At 72.8% G+C, this 16,138-nt stretch carries 13 protein-coding genes; 4 read left to right on the forward strand and 9 right to left on the reverse strand.

The annotated features are described in order from the left end of the window. Positions 1-7: 7 nt before the first annotated feature. The 6 genes from ACFXOZ_RS27950 to ACFXOZ_RS27975 all read right to left on the reverse strand — a co-directional run bounded on the left by ACFXOZ_RS27950 (position 8) and on the right by ACFXOZ_RS27975 (position 9,282). Positions 8-1,336 carry a pyridoxal-phosphate dependent enzyme gene (locus ACFXOZ_RS27950; RefSeq protein ID WP_380523682.1) on the reverse strand — a complete coding sequence of 443 codons (1,329 nt, stop codon included), beginning with the start codon at positions 1,334-1,336 and terminating at the stop codon, positions 8-10. Then, positions 1,333-2,838 (reverse strand): Y4yA family PLP-dependent enzyme, encoded by a 1,506-nt coding sequence (locus ACFXOZ_RS27955; protein WP_380593164.1) that lies wholly within the window; start codon positions 2,836-2,838, stop codon positions 1,333-1,335. The genes ACFXOZ_RS27950 and ACFXOZ_RS27955 overlap by 4 nt, the downstream gene beginning before the upstream one ends. 208 nt (positions 2,839-3,046) lie before the next feature. After that, a complete protein-coding gene (locus tag ACFXOZ_RS27960; RefSeq protein ID WP_380593165.1) occupies positions 3,047-3,832 on the reverse strand; it encodes a class I SAM-dependent methyltransferase in 786 nt (261 codons plus the stop codon). Between the two features lie 232 nt (positions 3,833-4,064). Beyond that, entirely contained in the window at positions 4,065-7,655 is a 3,591-nt protein-coding gene (gene dnaE, locus ACFXOZ_RS27965; protein ID WP_380523674.1) for a DNA polymerase III subunit alpha, read from the reverse strand. Positions 7,656-7,825: 170 nt separating this feature from the next. Beyond that, a complete protein-coding gene (locus ACFXOZ_RS27970; protein ID WP_380593166.1) occupies positions 7,826-8,515 on the reverse strand; it encodes a phosphonatase-like hydrolase in 690 nt (229 codons plus the stop codon). 5 nt (positions 8,516-8,520) lie between these two features. Beyond that, complete coding sequence (locus tag ACFXOZ_RS27975; protein ID WP_380523671.1) at positions 8,521-9,282, reverse strand: GntR family transcriptional regulator; 762 nt, start codon at positions 9,280-9,282, stop codon at positions 8,521-8,523. Positions 9,283-9,445: 163 nt separating this feature from the next. Between ACFXOZ_RS27975 and ACFXOZ_RS27980 the strand changes: the two genes are divergently transcribed. Further along, positions 9,446-10,645: a TIGR03364 family FAD-dependent oxidoreductase gene (locus tag ACFXOZ_RS27980; RefSeq protein WP_380593167.1), complete on the forward strand. Its 1,200-nt coding sequence runs from the start codon at positions 9,446-9,448 to the stop codon at positions 10,643-10,645. Between the two features lie 82 nt (positions 10,646-10,727). Here the strand turns inward: ACFXOZ_RS27980 and ACFXOZ_RS27985 are convergent, their stop codons facing one another. Next, entirely contained in the window at positions 10,728-11,495 is a 768-nt protein-coding gene (locus ACFXOZ_RS27985) for a maleylpyruvate isomerase family mycothiol-dependent enzyme (protein ID WP_380523667.1), read from the reverse strand. A 234-nt stretch (positions 11,496-11,729) separates the two neighbouring features. On the opposite strand from ACFXOZ_RS27985, the gene ACFXOZ_RS27990 reads away from it, so the two are divergent. Continuing rightward, the gene (locus ACFXOZ_RS27990; protein WP_380593168.1) at positions 11,730-14,024 is read left to right on the forward strand and encodes a germacradienol/geosmin synthase; all 2,295 of its coding nucleotides are present in this window, start codon (positions 11,730-11,732) and stop codon (positions 14,022-14,024) included. Here ACFXOZ_RS27990 and ACFXOZ_RS27995 read toward each other — a convergent pair. Both ACFXOZ_RS27995 and ACFXOZ_RS28000 read right to left on the reverse strand, forming a co-directional pair. Then, on the reverse strand, positions 13,996-14,370 hold the full coding sequence (locus ACFXOZ_RS27995; RefSeq protein WP_380593169.1) for a cupin domain-containing protein: 375 nt from the start codon (positions 14,368-14,370) through the stop codon (positions 13,996-13,998). The two genes, ACFXOZ_RS27990 and ACFXOZ_RS27995, sit on opposite strands and share 29 nt — an antisense overlap. Before the next feature lie 48 nt (positions 14,371-14,418). Continuing rightward, positions 14,419-14,865, reverse strand: a complete 447-nt coding sequence (locus ACFXOZ_RS28000) for an SsgA family sporulation/cell division regulator (RefSeq protein ID WP_380593170.1) — start codon at positions 14,863-14,865, stop codon at positions 14,419-14,421. Positions 14,866-15,147: 282 nt separating this feature from the next. Here ACFXOZ_RS28000 and ACFXOZ_RS28005 point away from each other — a divergent pair, with 282 nt between their 5' ends. Both ACFXOZ_RS28005 and ACFXOZ_RS28010 read left to right on the forward strand, forming a co-directional pair. After that, on the forward strand, positions 15,148-15,624 hold the full coding sequence (locus tag ACFXOZ_RS28005; protein ID WP_380523659.1) for a cupredoxin domain-containing protein: 477 nt from the start codon (positions 15,148-15,150) through the stop codon (positions 15,622-15,624). Positions 15,625-15,630: 6 nt separating this feature from the next. After that, positions 15,631-16,080 carry a hypothetical protein gene (locus tag ACFXOZ_RS28010; RefSeq protein WP_380523657.1) on the forward strand — a complete coding sequence of 150 codons (450 nt, stop codon included), beginning with the start codon at positions 15,631-15,633 and terminating at the stop codon, positions 16,078-16,080. The last annotated feature ends 58 nt before the right edge of the window (positions 16,081-16,138 follow it).

Raw genomic sequence — 16,138 nt, forward strand, 5'->3', positions numbered from 1 at the left:
CCTCCGTTCAGTCCCGGACCAGCGGCGCGCCCGCGTCGCGCCAGCCGATGATGCCGCCCGCCAGGCTGCGGGCGTCCTGGTGCCCCATCCGGGTGAGCAGTGCGGCGTACCGGACCGACTTCTCGCCGACCGGACAGGCCAGCAGGACGGGCCGGCGGGTGCCGAACGGCATTCCCCCGTGCAGGAGTTCGTCGAACAGCTCGTCGACGATGTTGACCGAGCCCTCGATGTGCAGCGCGGCGTAGGCGAAGGGGCCGCGCAGGTCGACCACCAGCGGGTGCTCCTCAGCGATCCACTCGCGGGCGGCGTCCACGTCGACGGCCCGGGCGGCGGCGAGTTCGGCCTCGGTCAGGGTGCCCACCGAGTTCGGCCGGGCGGGCCGGTGGAACAGCTCGGGGCGGCGGTCGCGGACGTAGCCGAGGTAGCTCTCGACCCGGTCGCAGACGATGAACACGGCCGTCCGGCGCTCCTCGGTGCCCGCCAACTCGGCGTCCAGGGAGCGGAGGTGGCGCAGCGCGCCGTAGTAGGCGCCGCCGCCGGTGGGGCCGGCCAGCAGGCCGCAGCGGCGGATCAGGGTGAGCATGCCGTCGATGGCCTGCTCGGCGGTCACCGAGGCGATGCTGTCGTAGGTGTCGGGGTCGAACAGGCCGACCTCGTGCACCTCGTCGATGGTGCGGATGCCGGGGATGAAGTCGGACTTGTGGGCGACCAGTCCGAGCACCTCGACCGCCGGGTTGTGGGCGCGCAGCACGGTCGCCACGCCGGTGGAGGAGCCGGCGGTGCCGACGCAGGCGATGAAGACGTCGGGGGCGCGGCCGTCGAGGTCGCGGACGATCTCCGGACCGGTGCCGGTGAGGTGGGCGTCGAGGTTGAGCGGGTTGAAGTACTGGTCGGTGTGGAGGTAGCCGGATTCGGCCGCGGAGAGCATCCGGTGGATGCGGGTGAGCGGGTCGTCGGCGTCGGTGGGGTCGAGGCACTCGGCCCGGCCGGGCAGTTCCTCGATCTCGGCGCCGAGCAGCAGCAGGAGGTCCTTGACCTCGGGGACCTTCATCCGGTTGGTGACGCTCTTGAACGGCAGGCCGTGCATGCCGGCGATCAGCGCGAGCGCCTTGGCGGTGTTGCCGCTGGAGAGTTCCACGACGGTGTCGCCGCGCGCGACGGCGGCGGGGAGCGCCTCGCGGGTCATGTTCCAGGCGGCGCGGTCCTTGACCGAGCCGAAGGGGTTGAGCAGTTCGAGCTTGGCGTACAGGTCGATGCTGCGCAGGCCGGTCACGGCCGGGTCGATCCGGACCAGCGGGGTGTCGCCGATCGCGTCGGTGATGCTGTCGTACCTCATGCGCGTCCGTCCCCCTGGGGTGTCGCGGGCCCCGCGGTGTCGAGGGGCCAGTACTGCTCGTCGAGGCGCCAGTGCCAGGCGCCGTCCTGGCGGTAGGCGGCGACCTTGCGCGCGACGGGCTGCCGGATCGGTCCGCCGGCGTTGAAGTCCATCAGGTAGCCCGCGGTGTTGGCGAAGGCGAGCAGGTCGCCGGGGGCGGGGAGGCGGGGGAGGTGGACCACCCGACGGGTGATCAGGTCGGCCTCCAGGCAGAGGTTGCCGAGCAGGTGGACGCCGACGGACCCGTCCGGGATGGCCGGGGTGGCGGGGGCGCCGGAGCGCGGGATCAGCACCGGGTCCATCAGCACCCCGTGGTCCTCCAGGCCGGCGTCCCGGGCGTTCATCTCCAGCCGCACCAGCTGCTCGGCGCCCGGCCCCCGTCGCACCTCCAGGACGCGGGCGAGGGTGGCCCCGCACTGGTCGACCAGGGCCCGGCCGGGTTCGACGGCCAGGTCGTACATGTTCTCCAGCAGCAGGGTGGCCAGCGGTCGGCCGAGGGTGGGTGCGGGGTGGGAGAGCAGTTCGTCCAGGTATGCCTCGGCGACGACCGGGCGGTGCGCGGGGTACAGGCCCAGCGTGCCGCGCAGGGTGCCGGACTCGTTGCGGAGCCCGTAGCCGTGCCCCTGCCAGGTGAGCGGGGGCCGTCGGCCCAGGACGGCGTCGGTCAGTGCGGTGGTGTACCGCTCCCACTGGGCGGCGTCGGCCAGGTAGTTGACGCCGAAGCCGCCGCCGATGTCGATGGTGCGGGGGTGCAGGCCGCGGCGGTGGCACTCGTCCATGATCCGGATGCAGGCTTCCAGGGCGACGGCCTTCTCGCCGATACCGGTGGTGTCCAAGTGGTAGGCGACGCCGGTGAGTTCGACGGTGTCGCGGTGGCGTTCGAGGGCGTCCAGCAGTGCGTCGAGCTCGTCGGCCGGGACGCCGAAGCGGCTCGGCCGGGTGAGGACGGTGACGCCGGGCGAGTGGAAGCCGGAGAGCCGGGGCATGACGGGCACCCGGGGGAGGGCGTGCTTGCGCACCAGGTCGGCCAGCTCGTCGAGTTCGGCCAGGGTGTCCAGGTGGACGGTGGCGCCGGTGCGGGCGGCCAGCCAGAGGAACTCGCGGGTCTTCGGGCCGGTGGCCAGGATCCGCTCGGGGGCGCAGCCGGCGCCGAGGGCGTGCTGGAGCTCGCCGAGCGAGGCGACGTCGAGCCCGGCGTCGGTGGCGGCGTCCGCGGCGGCGAGCCGCCGGACCAGGGCGCTGGAGCGGTTGGCCTTGTGGGCGAAGTGGATCCGCCCGGTGAGCCGGTGCTTGCGGTAGACGGACCGGAAGCGGGCCAGGTTGTCGGCGAGCTGTTCGGGCAGCAGCAGGTTGAGCGGTGACCCGAGTGCGTCGACCAGGGTGTGCAGGAGGTCGGTGGTGTCCAGGAGGGATCGGAGCCGGGGCTCCAGCCGTGGTTCCAGGTACAGCGGTGAGGGCCGCATGGTGGTCAGCCTCCCGTCGGTGGTCCGGGGTGAGGGGCACACGGCTCGCCGACGGGCTGCCCAGGCCGGTCGACGACCGAGGCAAACGGTAACTGTTTTCAGTTTGAATCAACAGCGGTTTCTGTCACGCCAGAGCAAAGACTGTGCCCAGATGAAAGTACTCAATCCGTTTGTGACAGAAGGAAGTTGGGTCAGGGACCAATTCCGGTCAGCGCAGCGCCACCAGGACGGAGCTGGCGCCGTACTGCCAGACCGACCCGGCCTGGCGGAAGCCCGCCAGTCGCAGCAGTGCGGCGTGCTGGGCGGCGGACAGGCCGTTGCCCTCGCCCTCGCTGGGCGGCAGCTGCCGCTCGCGGGCCGCCAGCAGTTCGGCGAACTCCGGGATCCGGCGGGCGGCGTCCCACCACTGCGACCAGTCCTCGGCGCCGCCCACGCCCCGGCGCTGGGAGCGGCGCCGGCCGATCGCCAGCGCCAGTTCGGCGAGGGAGGGCTCCTCGGGGATCAGGTGGTCGCCGTTGACCAGGACGGCGCCGGGCCGCAGCGCGCCCGCGAGGTCGCGGTAGATCCGGAGCAGTGCCTCCGGCGGCGGGTAGTGCAGCGCGGTGGAGGAGAGCACGGCGTCCAGCGGGCGGTCGAGTCCGAGGTCCTCGATCCAGCCGGGGCGCCCGATCAGGGTCTCCACCCAGCGGGTCACCCGGGGGTGTCCGGCCCGGCCGAGCGCGAGCAGCAGCGGGTCGATGTCGACGGCGACGACCTCGGCGTGCGGCAGCCGTTCGGCGACCCGCGCGGACAGCGAGCCGGGACCGCTGCCGAGGTCCGCGATCAGCGGACGGGCGCGGTGGCCGACGACCTGCTCCACCACGTCGACCATGACGGTGAACCGCTCCTCGCGCTCCACCGCGTACCGCTCCTGCTGGCGCTCCCAGCGTTCCAGCCAGGCCCCGGCCAGGGTCGCGTCCACCGGCATCCCGACTCCCGCTGTGTCCGTGCGCATTCGAGCTCCCCGTGCGATGCCAATGTGTGTCATGTCCATACGGATTGGCAACGGAACCGGCCGGTGCGATCCACTGCCCGCACCGTAATGATATCCGTTTTCATCTGAGGGGCGTGCCACGGGCCTGCCGCGAGCCTGCGGCGGGCCCGCCACGGGAATCCGCGAAGCGGCGAGGGCCGGGCCGGGGCGGAGCGCAGCAGCGCCCCACCCCGGCCCGGCCCTTCCGGCGGGTCTACCGCCCGGCGGACTGGTCCGCGACGGCGCGTACGGCCGCGCCCGCCCAGGCGCGGTTGCCGAGCAGCGTCTTGACGTCCGAGGCGAGCCCGTTGTCGGGGTTCACCCGGAAGCCCAGCTCGTACAGGGTGTTCTTGTCCCAGTTGGTGGTGAGCAGCCGGATCGGGACGTCCCCGGGGTGGGCCTGGAGGGCGAGCTTGAGCTCGGCGACGACCTCGGGCGTGATCCGGGAGGCCGGGACGGTGATCTGGACCGGCGGCTTGGTGCCGAGCTCGGCGGAGGAGACGTCGAGGGTGGCGATCTCCTGGCCGAAGATGCTCAGCGAGCCGTCGCGCTCGTTGAGGCGGCCCCGGACCGAGATGACGTTGTCCTCGATCATCTGCTCGGCCATCAGGTTGTAGGTGGCCGGGAAGAACAGCACCTCGACCGAGCCGTCGCGGTCGGACAGGGTGATGATCGCCCAGGCGTTGCCCGCCTTGTTGATCCGCCGGTCCACGCCGGTGATCAGCCCGGAGAGCCGGACCTCGCCCTCGGAGCGGCCGGAGCCGAGGAGTTCGGCGATCGAGGTGTCGCGGTTCTGGGAGAGGATGTGCTCGGCGCCGTCCAGCGGGTGGCTGGAGACGTACAGGCCGAGCATCTCGCGCTCCAGGGCGAGGAGTTGGCGCCGGGGCCACTCGTTCTCGGTGAGCTGGAAGTCCAGTCCGATGGCGGGTCCGCCGCCGTCACCGGTGTCGAGGGCGCCGAACAGGTCGTCCTGCCCGATGGCCTGCTGCTTCTTCAACCCGGTGACGGCGTCGATGGCGCTCTCGTGGACGCTGCTGAGCGAGAGCCGGCTGTGCCCGAGCGAGTCGAAGGCGCCGGCCTTGATCAGCGAGTCGATGGTGCGCTTGTTGCAGACCACCAGCTCGACCTTGTCCAGGAAGTCGGCGAAGGAGGTGTACTTGCCCTTCTCGTCGCGGGTCCCGACCAGGGACTCGATCACCGGCACGCCGACGTTGCGCACGGCCTTGAGGCCGAAGCGGACGTCGCTGCCGACGGCGGTGAAGTCGACCACCGACTCGTTGACGTCGGGGGAGAGGATCTTGATGCCCATCTGCCGGCACTCGGCCAGGTAGACGGCCATCTTGTCCTTGTCGTCGGCGACCGAGGTGAGCAGCGCCGCCATGTACTCGGCCGGGTAGTTGGCCTTGAGGTAGGCGGTCTGGTACGAGACCAGGCCGTACGCGGCGGAGTGCGATTTGTTGAACGCGTAGCCGGCGAACGGGACCAGGACGTCCCACACCGCCTGGATCGCCTCGTCGGAGTAGCCGCGCTCCTTGCAGCCCGCGTGGAAGGGGACGAACTCCTTCTCCAGCACCTCCTTCTTCTTCTTGCCCATCGCGCGGCGCAGCAGGTCTGCCTGTCCGAGCGAGTAGCCGGCCAGCACCTGGGCGGCTCGCTGCACCTGCTCCTGGTAGACGATCAGGCCGTAGGTGGGGCCGAGGACGTCCTTGAGCGGTTCCTCCAGCTCGGGGTGGATCGGGATGATCTCCTGCTGGGCGTTCTTGCGCAGCGCGTAGTTGGTGTGCGAGTTCATGCCCATCGGGCCGGGCCGGTACAGCGCGGAGACGGCGGAGATGTCGGCGAACTCGGTGGGCTTCATCAGCTTGAGCAGGGCGCGCATGGGGCCGCCGTCGAGCTGGAACACGCCCAGGGTGTCGCCGCGGGCGAGCAGCTGGTACGTGGTGGGGTCGTCGATCGGGATCTTCTCGATGTCGACGTCGACGCCCCGGTTGGCCTTCACGATCTTGATGCAGTGGTCGATGATGCCCAGGTTCCGCAGACCCAGGAAGTCCATCTTGATCAGGCCCATGGCTTCGCACGACGGGTAGTCGAAGCCGGTGATGATCACGCCGTCCTTGTCCCGCATGTGCAGCGGGATCAGGTCGAGCAGCGGGGTCGAGGAGAGGATGACGGCCGCGGCGTGCACGCCGGTGCCGCGGATCAGGCCCTCGATGCCGCGCCCGGTGTCGATGATCTTCTTGACGTCGGGCTCGTTCTGGTACAGCGCCCGGATCTCGGTGCCCTCGTTGTACCGGGAGTGCTTCTCGTCGAACAGGTCGGCCAGCGGCACGCCCTTGCCCATGACGTCCGGCGGCATCGCCTTGGTGATCCGGTCGCCCATCGCGAAGGGGTAGCCGAGGATCCGGTTGGCGTCCTTCACGGCCGCCTTGGCCTTGATGGTGCCGAAGGTGTTCACCTGGGCCGTGTACGCGGCGCCGTACTTCTCGGTCACGTAGCGGACCATCTGGTCGCGCTGGCGGTCGTCGAAGTCGATGTCGACGTCCGGGGGGTTGATGCGCTCGGGGTTGAGGAAGCGCTCGAACAGCAGGTCGTGCTCCAGCGGGTCCAGCTGGGTGATGCCGGTGAGGTAGGCGACCATCGAGCCGGCCGCCGAGCCACGGCCCGGGCCGACCGGGATGCCGTTGTCCCGGCCGTACTGGCAGATGTCGGCGACCACGAGGAAGTAGGCGTCGAACCCCATCGGGGTGATGACGCCCATCTCCAGCTCGATCCGGTCCAGTACCTCCTGGCTCGGGCTGTCGCCGTACCGGTGCTGGAGCCCGACCTCGATCTTCTTGCGCAGGAAGGAGGCCTGGGTCTCGCCCTCGGGCACGTCGAACTGGGGCATCCGGTCGACGTAGGTGAAGACCTCGTCGTACGACTCGATCCGCTCGGCGATCGCGAGGGTGTTGTCGCAGGCCTCCGGCAGCTCGCGGAAGAGCTCGCGCATCTCCTCGGCGGTCTTCACGTAGTAGCCCGAGCCGTTGAACTTGAAGCGGTTCGGGTCGTCCTTGTTCTTGCCCACGCCGACGCAGAGCAGGCTGTCGTGGGCGTCCGCCTGGTCGGCGGTCACGTAGTGGGAGTCGTTGGTGGCCAGCAGCGGGATGTTCAGGTCCTTGGCCAGGCGCAGGAGGTCCTCGCGGACGTCCTTCTCGATGGAGAGGCCGTGGTCCATCAGCTCCAGGAAGTAGTTCTCCTTGCCGAAGATGTCCTGGTAGGCGCCGGCCGCCTTGACCGCCTCGTCGTACTGCCCGAGCCGCAGCCGGGTCTGCACCTCGCCGGAGGGGCAGCCGGTGGTGGCGATGATCCCGGTGGCGTTGGCGGCGATCAGCTCGCGGTCCATCCGGGGCTTCATGTAGTAGCCCTCCATCGACGCGAGCGAGGAGAGCTTGAAGAGGTTCCGCAGGCCGGTGGCGTTCTGCGCCCACATGGTCATGTGGGTGTAGCGGCCGCCGCCGGAGACGTCCTTGCCGCCCTCGCCGTCGGAGCCGGTGGGACGCTGGCCGCCGGGCGACCAGAACACCTGCTTCTTGAGGAAGCGGGAGGCCGGGGCGACGTAGGCCTCGATGCCGATGATCGGCTTCACCCCGGTCTTGGCGGCGGAGTGGAAGAACTCGTACGCGCCGAACATGTTGCCGTGGTCGCTCATCGCGATGGCGGGCATGCCCTGTCTCTCCGCCTCGGCGAACAGCTTTCCGTTCTTCGCCGCCCCGTCCAGCATCGAGTACTCGGTGTGGACGTGCAGGTGCGCGAAGCTGTCGGACACGGCGCTTTGCTCCTCGGTGGACCGGGGGGTACGGAAGCGGTCCACGTTAGCGGGTCGCCCCGGGGAGTGCGGCATTCCGGGGTCTGGGCCGACGGACTCCGACGAGATCCTCCCGCCGCCTTGACAACCGCTCCCGCCGTCGGGGTGCGCCGACGGCGGGAGCGGTGCGGTCAGGCGGTCGGGGTGGCCTCGGGGAGGGCGGGGATCTCGGTGACGCTCGTCAGCACGTGGGTGTGCGGGTGCCCGTCGAAGTCGGCCCGGGTGAGCTCCCCGGTCAGCACCCCGACGACCACGCCGGCCCCGGCGTTGCGGCCGGCCTCGACGTCGACCACGGTGTCCCCGGCGGTCAGCACCCGGCGGGTGTCGATCACCCCGGTCTTCTCCATCGCCCGGTGGATCATGTGCGGGGCCGGGCGGCCGCGCGGGACCTCGTCGGAGGTGACGACGGCGTCCAGGTTGCCGCCCTCGCCGGTGGACCAGCCGAGCGACTCCAGCAGCGGGTAGGCGACGTCGTCGCTGAACCCGGTGGTCAGCGCGACCTTGATGCCGCGGCGGCGCAGCTCGGCCAGGGCCTCCTCGACGCCCTCGATGGCCTGCGGGGGGTTGGCGCGGTAGGCCTCGCGCAGGAACTCCGCGAAGGCCGCGTAGCTCTCCTCGACCAGCTCCGGGGTGGGGGTGCCGCCGCCGATGCGGACCAGGGCGGCGATGGCCTCGCGCTTGTCGGTGCCCATCCAGGTCTGGAGGTCGGCGTCGGCGACCGCCACTCCGTTGCGTTCGACGGCGGTGCGCAGTGCGCGGTACACGGCGCCGGACTCGTTGACGGTGGTACCGGCCATGTCCAGGGCGGCGAGCTCGATCACGGTGTTCAGTCCTCTTCGGTGCGGTAGCGGCCGATCACGGTTCGGCCTTCGACGGTGTTCTCGACGGTGAAGGTGGCCATCGCGGGCAGGTAGCGGTCGTCGGCGTCCTCCAGCGGGACGCCCCGGCCGGAGGTGGTGAGCCGGCGCACCCGCAGCAGCGGGTCCCCGGTGGCGATCCGGAGGAGCTCGGCGTCGCGCGGCCCGGCGGCGACGGCGTCGATGGTGTGCCGGGCGTGGTGCAGGTCGACCTCGCGGCGCAGCAGCTCCTGGTAGACCGAGCCGGTGTCCGGGTCGAAGTCGAACAGGATGCGGCCGACCTCGTGGACGAAGGTGGAGCGTTCGAGCATGGCCGGGACGCCGTCCAGCAGGCGCAGCCGGACGAGTTCGACCACCGGCTCGCCCTCGGCGAGGCCGAGCCGGGCGGCCGCCTCCGGGGCGGCCCGGCGGCGGGCCACCTCCAGGGTGTGCTGCCCGGGCTCGCGGCCGATGCTGCGGGCCCACTGGGTGAAGGACAGGAAGGTGCCGAAGGGCTGGGAGGGCGCGGTGCGGTGGGCGACGGGCGGTTTGCCGCGTCCGCCGACCAGGCTGCCCGCGCTCCGCAGCATGGCCAGGGCCTGGCGGACCGGGCCGCGGGAGGTGCCGAACTCGGCGCAGAGCTGCGACTCGCTGGGCACCGGCTCGCCCTCGGGCCACTCGCCGGACTCGATGCGGCGCAGGAACTCCGCGCCGAGCCGTTGGTGGAGGGGGAGGTCCTCACTTGTCTTCACAAGTCGACTATGACACCCGGGGCCGGAACTTCTCAAGGCCGTTCCACCTGCGGATTCTCCTGTTCATCCAAGTGGGCCCGAAGATCGTCCGCCGGGTGAACAGGGGGTGACTTGTACATACATCTCTTGACTCCGGCGCTCGTCGGCCGCTTGGCTGGGGACCATGAGCAGCAGCACCGCATCCGTAACCACCCCCGCCGTCTCCCCCTCGCGCGACACCGCCGGCGCGCCCGGCCCCAGCGACGTGGTGATCGTCGGCGCCGGCATCGTCGGCCTGGCCCACGCCTTCGAGGCGCTCCGCAACGGGCTGTCCGTCACCGTCGTGGAGCGCGACCGGCAGCCGGTCGGCGCCTCGGTCCGCAACTTCGGCCACTGCTGCATCACCGCCCAGGACGGCGCACTGCTCGGACTGGCCCGGCGCTCCCGCTCCGGCTGGCTGCGCGCCGCCGCGGCGGCCGGCTTCTGGGCCGAGGAGGCCGGCGCCCTGGTGGTGGCCCGGTCGGAGACCGAGGCGGCCGTGCTGGCCGAGCTGCACGCCGACCGCGGCGGCGACGACGTACGGCTGCGCACCGCCGCGCAGACGGCCGAGGCGCTCGGCCGCGCGGGCGGCGAGGCCGGCGACCTGGTCGGCGGCGCGCTGCTGCCCGCCGACCTGCGGGTCAACCCGCGCGAGGCCGCGCCCGCCCTGGCCCGCTGGGTCGCCGAGCACCCGCGGGGCCGGGTGCTGTGGGGCACCGCCGTCACCGGCGTGGAGTCCGGCGCCGTGCACACCACCCGCGGCCCGGTGCGCGGCGACCGGATCCTGGTCTGCGTCGGCCACGACCTCGACTACCTGTTCCCCGACATCGCCGAGGACCACGAGATCCAGCGCTGCCGCCTGAGCATGGCGCGGGCCGAGGCACCGGCCGGGTTCCGCACCAACGCGGCGGTACTGACCGCCACCTCGATGCTGCGCTACGACGCCTTCACCGCCCAGCCGTCGGCCGGCCCGCTGCGCGCGGAGGTCCTCGGCCACAGCGCGGAGCTGGTGGGCATCGGCGCCAATGTGATGTTCACCCGGCTGCCGGACGGCACCGTGCTGGTCGGCGACTCGCACCACTACGACGCCACCACCCCGCCGTTCGTCGACGAGCGCACCCACGAGCTGCTGATCGCCGCCGTCGCCCGGGTGCTGGGCGTGCCGGACCTGCGGATCCTGGAGCGCTGGCAGGGCGTCTACGCCAGCAGTGCGCGCGGCCCGCTGCTGGTGCGCGACCTGGCCCCGGGCGTGCGGGCGATCACCGTCACCTCGGGCGTCGGGATGACCCTCTCCTTCGGCCTGGCGGCCGCCACCTTCGACGGCACCCTGGCCGCGACCGACTGAGCCCACGGGCCCGGACGGCCGTCCGGCCGGGCCCGTTGAGGGGCCCGGCCGGTGAGTGCTCCGGGCGCGTGCCCGGCGCGGCTCAGAACGCCGAGTGGGCGAACCAGTGCGCCAGCAGCTCCTCGTCCCCGGCGAGCTCGATCCCGGCGGCGGTGCGGTCCAGGCGCCCGTACAGGAGCAGCAGCAGCTCGGCGGCGCCCGCCCGGACGGTGGCGTCGGCGGCCGCCTCGGAGCCGTCGGGGTCGGCGTCCGCCAGGCCGAAGCCGTCGGGGCGCAGCCGGACCAGCCAGTCGCCCTCGCCGTCGGTGCGGGTGAAGCGGATGGTCCGGTCCTCGGCGCGCAGCTCGGCCGTCCCGGGGGCGAAGAGGGTGGCGAAGGGCAGGTTGGTCAGGAACTCGGCCACGCCGTCGGCGGCGAGGGCCGGGTCGATCTCCGGCGCCAGGCCGAGTGCGGTCTCGGCGTCGACGCGGTGGACCAGGGTCTCGAAGAGCATCCGCCGCACCCAGAACCGGGCGTGCTGGTCCGCGCCCCAGGCCCACATCGGCTCGTCGAGCCCGCCCTCGGCGAAGGCGGCGGCGGACTCCCGGGCGGACTCGGCCAGCCAGGCCGGGTACTGGTCCACGCCCTCGGGCAGCCGCAGGTCGACGTCCCGGCTGCGCGGCGGCTCCTGGATCCGCTGCCGGAGCAGGACGGTGAACCAGCGGTGCACGCTGCCGGTGTGGCGGACGAGGTCGGCGAGCGTCCAGCCGGGGCAGCCGGGCACCGGGAGGGCCGGGTCGGCGTCCTGGACGGCGGTGACGAAGCGGGCGGTCTCGGCGGCGACGGCAGCGCCGTGGTCCTGCGGGGTCATGAGGGCTGTCTCCAGTGCTACGGATGTCGCGGCGCCCCGGGTCGGACTGCGCCCGATGGCTTGCGCTGTCAATTTTTCACCAGCTGAAACAATCGCCACGACGCTAGGCCTGAAAGGTTGAGCTTGTCAAGTAACTCTGCGGAGGCGCCGAGGGGCCGGAGCGCCGCGGTGACCGGGCCCGGCAGGGGTCGTTGAGCAGGGGCCGGACGTCCCCGCGAGAAAGCGTGCAGCCACGTGCCCCAGCCCTTCGAACTCCCCGCCTTCTACCTGCCGTACCCCGCCCGCCTCAACCCCCGACTGGAGGAGGCGCGCGAGCACTCCCGGCAGTGGGCCCGGCAGATGGGCATGCTGGAGGGCTCGGGCATCTGGGAGCAGCGGGACCTCGACGCCCACGACTACCCGCTGCTGTGCGCCTACACCCACCCGGACTGCGACGGGCCCGAACTCTCGCTGATCACCGACTGGTACGTCTGGGTGTTCTTCTTCGACGACCACTTCCTGGAGACCTTCAAGCGCACCCAGGACCGGGCCGGTGGCAAGGCCTACCTGGACCGGCTGCCCGCCTTCATGCCGCTGAACCTCCCCTTCTCGATGCCCGAGCCGCGGAACCCGGTCGAGGCGGGCCTCGCCGACCTCTGGCTGCGCACCGTCCCCGGCACCTCGCGGGAGTGGCGCGAACGCTTCGCGCTGAGCACCGAGCACCTGCTCGACGAGTCGATCTGGGAGCTGTCGAACATCGACATCGGCCGGATCCCCAACCCGGTCGAGTACATCGAGATGCGCCGCAAGGTGGGCGGCGCGCCCTGGTCCGCCGGGCTGGTGGAGCACGCGGCGGGTGCCGAGGTCCCGGCGTCGGTCGCCGGCACCCGGCCGCTGCGGGTGCTCCGGGACGCCTTCTCGGACGCGGTGCACCTGCGCAACGACCTGTTCTCCTACCAGCGCGAGACCGAGGAGGAGGGCGAACTGAGCAACGGCGTCCTGGTGCTGGAGACCTTCCTCGACATCTCCACCCAGGAGGCGGCCGACCGGGTCAACGACCTGCTGACCTCCCGGCTCCAGCAGTTCGAGGACACCGCGCTCACCGAACTGCCCCCGCTGTTCGCCGACCACGGCCTCGGCCCGGAGGAGGCGGCCCGGGTGCTCGCGTACGTCAAGGGACTGCAGGACTGGCAGTCCGGCGGGCACGAGTGGCACCTGCGGTCCAGCCGCTACATGAACGGCGGGGGCATGAACGACGGGGGCGTGAACGGCTTCGGCCCGCAGGGGAGTTCGGTGCTCCCGCTGGGCGGCCTCGGCACCTCGGCGATGGACCTCGAGCGGCTGGGGGCCGCGACCGGCGCGCAGCGCGTACGGAACTTCTCCTTCGTCCCGCACCGGCGCACCGGGCCGTCCCTGGTGCCCGCACTCCGGTCCCCGGGCGAGGTACGGGCCAGCCCGCACCTGGCGCAGGCCCGACAGGCGTCGCTGGAGTGGGCCGAACGGATGGGCATGCTCGCCCCCGGACCGCGCACCGGCGGCCGGCCGGTCTGGAGCGAACGGACCCTCGCCCGCGCCGACTTCGGCCTGCTGGGCGCCCTCACCCTGCCGGACCTCGGCGCCGAGCAGCTGGCCGCCGCCGTCGGCTTCATCACCTGGGGCTGCTACGGCGACGACCACTTCGACGCCGCCTACGGGCAGCCGCGCGACCTGGCCGGGGCCAAACTGGCCGCCGCCCGCCTGCTGGCGCTCACCGCACCGGGCCAGGCCGCACCCGTCGCCCCCGCGGACGCGCTGGAGCGCGGGCTCGCCGACCTCTGGTCCCGGCTCGCCGAGCACCTGCCGCCCGCCGCGCAGGACACCGTCCGAGGCGTCCTGACGGACCTGCTGGAGGGCTGGGTGACGGAGGTCGCCAACCTGGCCCACCACCGCATCCCCGACCCGGTCGACTTCCTGGAGGTGCGTCGGCAGACCGTCGGCGGGGAGTTCTTCACCACGATCCCCGGCCTGCTGCGCGGTGAGGCGCTCCCGCCCGAGGTCCGGGCCAGCGGCACGATGCGGGCCGTGGAACTCGCGGCGGTCGACCACTCCGCCCTGGTCAACGACCTGTACTCGTACCAGCGGGAGATCGAGTTCGAGGGCGACTTCCACAACTCCGCGCTGGTCGCGGAGCACTTCTTCGACTGCGGCTACCGGGAGGCGGCGCACGTCGTCGCCGACCTCGCGGAGGCCCGGCTGGACCAGTTCGAACACCTGGTGGCCGCCGAACTGCCCGTCCTCTGCGAGGACTTCCGGCTCGGTGCCGCCGCCCGGCAGGCCGTCGACGAGCACGTCCGCCACCTGCGGGCCTTCCTGGCCGGCAATCTGGACTGGCACGGCCGCAGCGGCCGCTTCACGGAGGCCGAACTGCGCCGCCACCACGGCCACGAGCTGCGGGGGCCGACCGGCCTCGGCACCTTGGCCACCCGGCTCCCGCTGCCGGCCCGCTGGCCCGGCGGCCGCCCGCACCGGGCGCCGGGCGCGGCTACCCGGCCGGTGCGGGACGCACGGTGAGGCCGGGCCGGCGGCGGTGGACGGTGAGGTAGACCAGGCCGTCCTCGCCCGCACCGACCGCCCGCCGCGCGCCGTGCGGCAGCCAGGCGGTGCAGCCGGGGGAGAGCAACTGCCGGCCGTTGGCCGTCTCCAGGTGGCCGCTGCCGTCGAGCACCTGGACGAGGACGTCGAGGTCCGGCTCCACATGGGCCGCGACCTCGGCGTTCGCCGGCAGGCGGACGATGTTGGCGTCGAGCTGGCGGCCCTCCTCCTGCAACCGCCACAGCGCCCCGCCGCGGTCGGCGGGGGCCCGGTGCAGCAGGGAGTCCAGGTGGGTGAGCACACCTGGTCCGGGGTGGGACGTCAACGCGGCCTCCTGCGGGCGAGCGGGGGTGAGGGGATCGGCCCGCGGATTCTACGGAGGATCACCGGGCGTCCCTCGGTCGGCGGCGAGCAGCCGGTCGAGGGCCGTGTCGACGTCCAGGTGGTGGGACTCCGCCCCGGCGGGCACCAGCGCGAAGCAGTCCGAGAGGAACGCCGTGACGAGGTCCTCCGGGGCGCTCACCACGGCCCGGCCGACCGGCCCCTGGAGGGTGATCAGCACCTCGCCCGCCGCCCCCGGGCGGATCCGCACGTCCCCGCTGCCGACCGGGCCGAGCCGCCCCTCGTTGAGCAGTTCGCGGCTGAAGTACCAGCACACCCGGGCGGCGTCGCCGGTGCACCGGCACGGGGTCAGCGGGAACGCCAGGCAGGCCGCGTACGGGAGGCTCGCGTCGAAGCGGAGCTCGGCCTCGACCGGGACGTCGGGCGCCGGGCCGTCGGGGAAGGTGACGGGCACCGGGCGGACGGTGGACAACTGCATCGGTTCGGCCTCCTGCGATCGCGACCCGCCGGACCGGGGCGGCCCGCCGTACCCGGGGGCGCCTACCCGGTGCGCCGGCCGGCAGCGGGCGGGGGAGGAATCTGCACAATTCCCCCGCATCGCCGGGGCGTCGGGCATCCGTACGGGGCCCTCGCATTCACTCACACGGATGAAACGGTGGGCTGTCCGGCGTCCTCGGCGTAGCCGCGACCGGCCCGTGGCGGCGGAGGCTGGGAAGCGCGCCGCTCCCGCCGCCGCACCCCTCCCGAACGGAGCCCGTCCGTGACCAGCCCCCGGCCCCTCCAGGCAGCCGCCGCGCTGCTGCTCTCCGCCGCCCTCGCCGCCTGCTCCAGCTCCGGCAGCCCGTCGAACGGCAGCCCGTCGACCGGCACCACCTCGAACGGCGCGCCCTCGTCCGCGGTCACCAGCCCCGCGCAGGTCAGCAGCGCCGCCACCAGCCCGGCGCAGAGCAGCGGTGCCGCGACCACTCCCGCGCAGGGCAGCACCGGCGCTCTCCAGGTCATCATCAAGAACTTCGCCTTCTCCCCCGCGACCCTGACGGTGAAGGCCGGCCAGACCGTCACCGTGATGAACCAGGACTCCACCGCCCACACCCTGACGGCCTCCGACAAGTCCTTCGACACCGGGACGATCCAGCCCGGCGCCAGTGCCACCTTCACCGCCCCGCAGCAGACCGGCGACCACCCGTACATCTGCACCATCCACCCGTTCATGCACGGCACCCTCACCGTCGGCTGACCGGCCGTGGCCCCCCGCACGCACGCCCGCCCCCGCGACGGACGCCGGCCCGTCGAACTCCTGCTGTGCCTGGTGGCCGTCGCCGGGCTCGCCGTGGACGCGGCCGTCCACGCCCGGCTCGCCGACCGGTACGACGCCATCGGCGACAGCATCACCCAGGGCACGCTGTTCCGGGCCGAGGCCGCCGCCGCCAGCCTCGCCGCGCTGCTCCTGCTGCTCGGGCGCCGCCGGTCCGCCGTCCTGTTCGGCTGGCTGGTCGCGGCCTCCGGCCTCGGCGCCCTGCTGCTCTACCGCTACGTCGACGTCGGCACCCTCGGACCGCTGCCGAACATGTACGAGCCGATCTGGTTCGCCGACAAGACCCTGGCCGCCTGGGCCGAGGGCATCGCCACGGCGGCGCTCACCGCCCTGCTGCTGCTCGGCCTGCGCCGCCGCCGAGGCCAGGAACCCGCCTGAGCGGGAGCGGGCGCGCCCGGGCGGTGCCCCGCCGCTCGGGTGAACGGGCGGCGCGGCG

The organism is Kitasatospora sp. NPDC059160 (assembly GCF_042755465.1).
In the GTDB taxonomy this organism is placed as follows: domain Bacteria; phylum Actinomycetota; class Actinomycetes; order Streptomycetales; family Streptomycetaceae; genus Kitasatospora.

Bases quoted from the DNA above. Each gene is read 5' to 3' on its own strand.
- ACFXOZ_RS27985 (WP_380523667.1), bottom strand. From the start codon at position 11,495: ATGACCCCGCAGGACCACGGCGCTGCCGTCGCCGCCGAGACCGCCCGC.
- ACFXOZ_RS28000 (WP_380593170.1), bottom strand. From the start codon at position 14,865: ATGCAGTTGTCCACCGTCCGCCCGGTGCCCGTCACCTTCCCCGACGGC.
- ACFXOZ_RS27955 (WP_380593164.1), bottom strand. From the start codon at position 2,838: ATGCGGCCCTCACCGCTGTACCTGGAACCACGGCTGGAGCCCCGGCTC.
- ACFXOZ_RS27960 (WP_380593165.1), bottom strand. From the start codon at position 3,832: ATGCGCACGGACACAGCGGGAGTCGGGATGCCGGTGGACGCGACCCTG.
- ACFXOZ_RS27950 (WP_380523682.1), bottom strand. From the start codon at position 1,336: ATGAGGTACGACAGCATCACCGACGCGATCGGCGACACCCCGCTGGTC.
- ACFXOZ_RS27980 (WP_380593167.1), top strand. From the start codon at position 9,446: ATGAGCAGCAGCACCGCATCCGTAACCACCCCCGCCGTCTCCCCCTCG.